The organism is Leucobacter sp. G161, from assembly GCF_001482305.1.
Lineage (GTDB): Bacteria > Actinomycetota > Actinomycetes > Actinomycetales > Microbacteriaceae > Leucobacter.
In genome coordinates, this window is record NZ_LOHP01000013.1 from 1 (window position 1) to 3786 (window position 3786).

The following is a 3786-nucleotide window of genomic DNA, read 5'->3' on the forward strand; positions in this document are numbered from 1 at the left end:
TCGCGCCTGCGGGCCGCGCGCGAGTGCCCGCGGTAGAGCAGCCCGTCGCCAACGTTGTCGAGCGCGGTGCGGCCGTCGGTGAGGTGAAACTGTTGGAAGACGAAGCCGATCCGGTGGCAGCGCAGGTCGGAGAGTTCGTTGTCGCTGAGCTGCGATGTGTCCTCGCCCGCGAGCATGACCCGCCCGCTCGTTGGCCGGTCGAGCGTGCCGAGGATGTTCAGCAGCGTCGATTTACCCGACCCTGACGGGCCGAGCACCCCAACGAATTCGCCCTCGGTGACGCTGAGGTTCACGCCGCGCAGCACGTCGGTGGGCGGGGAGCCGAAGCTCTTCGTGATGTTCTCAAGCTCGATCATGATTCGGCGATCACGACCTTGGTGCCCGCATCGAGGCCCTGCCCTGTGACCTCGACGAGCCCGCCGGCGAACAGGCCGGTTTCAACGGCGACCCGCTTGGGCTTCGCCGCTCCCGGCTGCACGACCTCGACACCGTAGCCGCCGCCGGGGAGCGCGAGCAGCGCGCCGACGGGAACCGAGAGCACGTCGGTTTTGGTCTCGCTCGTGAATGCGACGCGCACTGGCGCGCGATCGAAGGCTGCGGCATCGTCAGGGGAGTCGAGCGTGATGGTTACGGGAACCGTCGCGGCGCTGTCTCCCGGCGCGCCCTCTCCCTGCTTTTCGGGGGCGCGCGGCGGATCAACCGCGGTCACCGTGCCGGGTGTCTTGCTGCCGCCTGGCAGCTCGACCTCGACGGCTGCCCCGACGACGGCGAGTTTCTGCTGCGAGAGCTTCAACTCGACCTTCACGCTCTTGCCGAGTTCGGTCACGCGGAGGATCGCGGATCCGGGCGCGGTCGTCGCTCCCGGCGCGAGCTCGGCGGAGGCGACCCGCACGCTTCCCGGCGCGAAGTAGATGTCGCCGAGGCCGATCTCGCCGGTGACTTGGCGACCCGTTGCCTCCTGCCAGAGCCTGATGCCGATGCGCGTATTGTCGTCGAAGATTTCGTCGGCACCGCCCCAGAAGTAGCCGAGCTGGCCGAGCGAGGCTTCGAGTTGCTGCACGTCTGGCCCGTTGCTCATGCCGAGCTCAAACGAGCGCCACTGGGGCAGCGGCCCGGTGAACAGGGCGACGGGTGCGTTATCGATCGCGAACAGTTCGCCGCCGAGCGCGACGGTAGCGCCAGGCGCGGCCCGCGACGTGAGCGTGCCGGCGCCGCCGGAGATGGGGCGTTCACCCGTGTAGTTGAGCTGGCCCTGCACGAGCGTTCGCTCAGAGAGGTCGCCGCGGGTGATCTCGGCGACCGCGCGCGGAGGTGCGGGATCGGGCGTTGGCGCAGGCGTTGGGCGCAGCAGCACGAAGCCCGTCGCGGCGAGCCCGACAACGGCGGCGCCGGCGGCGACCGCGACCCAGGTCTTTCGCATCGGCTATTCCCCGGACGCCGGAACGCCGCCCATGCCGCAGGCCTCGAAGGCCGCGTCTGGCGCGCCCTCCGGGATGGTGATGCCACCGCCGGGGGTGGGATCAGCGACGTCAACGCCCTGCTCGCGCAGGCACGTCGTGAGCTTCAGGGTCTGCTCCATCATGTCCTCCTCAGTCATCGGGTTGCCGTCGGCATCCGTCGGAGCCGGGGGTTCGCCGATCTTGCCCATGCAGGTCTTGTCCGCGGCCTCGAAAACGTCAATCCCGCCGAGCTCCTCGATATCGATCGCCTGCATCGCGGCGTTCGGGTCGGCGTTCGGCGTCGGGTAGTCGATTCCCTCGCCCTGCATGCACTCCGCGTACTTGACCAGCCACGAGTGCATGTCGTCTTGCTGCCCAGCGCCTGCCGCCTCGGGTTCGGGCTGCTGCCCAGCGCAGCCGCTGAGCAGCAGCGCGGCGAGCGGAAGCGTGATGAGCGCGAGCCCGCGCAGCGTTCGTGGTGTGGTCATTGAAGTGGGTCCTCTCGTCGGGAAGCGGCTGCTGGCGCAACCTGTGTACAGTTCAGCGAACCCGGGCTAAAGGGGGCGTCTGCGAATTCGCAGATGTTTTCTTAACGTCGCTCGTGTTTGACTAAAGCCGTTCTTTGCGGGCCGGACTCGGCCCGCGTATGGCGGCAGAGGGCGGGCGAAATGCGGGTACTGATTGTTGAGGACGAGGCGTACCTCGCAGAGGCGATCCAAACCGTGCTGCGGCGAGCGTCAGTCGCCGCTGACATCGCCCCCGACGGCGAGACCGCGATCGAGGTGCTCGGCTACGCCGAATACGACGTGATGCTGCTCGATCGCGACCTGCCAGGGATCCAAGGTGACGACGTGTGCCGCTGGGCCGTCGAACACGCCCCGGGCACGCGGGTGCTCATGCTCACGGCGGCGGGGCTGCTCGACGACAAGGTAGACGGCTTCGCACTTGGTGCCGACGATTACCTCGTGAAGCCCTTCGACTTTCCCGAGCTCATCGCCAGGCTGCAGGCGCTGCACAGGCGCAACGCAGCCCCGCTGCCGCTCGTGCTCGAAGCCCACGGCGTGCAGCTCGACCCCTTTCGCCGCGAGGTGTACCGCGACGGTCGTTACGTGCACCTGAGCCGCAAGGAGTTCGCGCTGCTGCGGGCGCTGCTCGAAGCGAACGGCGGCGTGCTCAGCGCCGAGCAGCTGCTCGAACGGGCGTGGGACGAGAACGCCGACCCGTTCACGCACGCGATTCGCGTCACGATGTCGACGCTGCGCAAGCGGCTCGGCGAGCCCCGCATAATCCACACTGTGCCGGGGGTTGGGTACCGCATCGGCGACGCGGTCGCCGATGCGGCTGCTGCGGGGGCCGGCGACGCTGCACCAGCGGCGCGCACCGGGGAGCACCATGGTGCGTAGCAGGAGCGGGTTCCGACTCACGATTCGCGCGCGCATCACGCTGAGCGTCGCGCTGCTCATCGCGCTCGGCGGCGGAATCCTCGTCGCCGGGCTCAACGTGTTTATGCGGTTTGGGCCGGTGTGGGCGTTGCCGACGAGCCCGGCGGCAACCGTTGAGAGCAGCGCGGAGCTGTTTGGCAGCGGCACCGCTCTCGGAGACCTCCCCGCGGCCGACCTCAACCTCTACGGGCCCATTGATGGGGGTCCCGAGGACCTGGCCATCGCCCTCCCTGCGCTCGAAATTCGCGACGTCTCAGACGTGTTCGACACGCTATTGTGGTCCTCGCTCATCGCGCTCGTCGTGATCGTCGCGCTGGGGGCGGTCGCGGCATGGCTGCTCGCGGGTCGCGTGCTCGCCCCGCTGCACGAGATCAACGAGGCCGCGCGCGGTGCGACCCCGAGCAGACTCGACCAAAGAGTCGGGCTGCGCGGCCCGCGCGACGAGCTCACCGATCTCTCCGACACCCTCGACGAGATGCTTGACAGGCTCGAACGGGCGTTCCGCGCGCAGCAGCTGTTCGCTGCCAACGCCTCTCACGAACTGCGCACCCCGCTCGCGACCGAGAAGGCGATGCTCGACATGCTGCTCGATGGGCCGGAGCCGAGTCAAGCCGAATACCGCGTCGTCGCTGAACGATTGCGCGAGGTCAACGCGCGCAGCATCGCGAGGGGTGAGGCGCTGCTCGAGCTCACCAGGTCGCAAATGGGGCTTGGCGATCCCGAACAGCAGGGGCGAGAGCCGCGCGAACTGCGCGAGGCAGGCGAGCTGCTCGCGGATCCCCTTGAGCGCTGCCAGGAAGCAGCGGCAGCGCGGGGCCGCACCGGGGCCGCAGAGGTGACGCCGCACGCCCTCCCCGCTCAGCCGGCGCTGCTTGGGCGGCTCCTCGACAACCTCCTCGGCAACG

At 69.0% G+C, this 3786-nt stretch carries 5 protein-coding genes; 2 read left to right on the top strand and 3 right to left on the bottom strand.

All coding sequences use genetic code 11. The annotated features are described in order from the left end of the window. The 3 genes from AUL38_RS01050 to AUL38_RS01060 all read right to left on the bottom strand — a co-directional run. The coding region (locus AUL38_RS01050; RefSeq protein WP_153006420.1) for an ABC transporter ATP-binding protein at nucleotides 1-356 on the bottom strand (356 nt) is incomplete at its 3' end. Next, the gene (locus AUL38_RS01055; RefSeq protein ID WP_059058429.1) at nucleotides 353-1420 is read right to left on the bottom strand and encodes a peptidoglycan-binding protein; all 1068 of its coding nucleotides are present in this window, start codon (nucleotides 1418-1420) and stop codon (nucleotides 353-355) included. The genes AUL38_RS01055 and AUL38_RS01050, both read right to left, overlap by 4 nt. A 3-nt stretch (nucleotides 1421-1423) precedes the next feature. Beyond that, nucleotides 1424-1927, bottom strand: a complete 504-nt coding sequence (locus AUL38_RS01060; RefSeq protein WP_059058430.1) for a hypothetical protein — start codon at nucleotides 1925-1927, stop codon at nucleotides 1424-1426. Between the two features lie 180 nt (nucleotides 1928-2107). Between AUL38_RS01060 and AUL38_RS01065 the strand changes: the two genes are divergently transcribed. Both AUL38_RS01065 and AUL38_RS01070 read left to right on the top strand, forming a co-directional pair. Then, nucleotides 2108-2842: a response regulator transcription factor gene (locus AUL38_RS01065; RefSeq protein WP_083506493.1), complete on the top strand. Its 735-nt coding sequence runs from the start codon at nucleotides 2108-2110 to the stop codon at nucleotides 2840-2842. Beyond that, nucleotides 2832-3786 (top strand): histidine kinase dimerization/phospho-acceptor domain-containing protein (locus tag AUL38_RS01070; protein WP_059058432.1); only part of this gene is annotated, 955 nt, incomplete at its 3' end. The genes AUL38_RS01065 and AUL38_RS01070, both read left to right, overlap by 11 nt.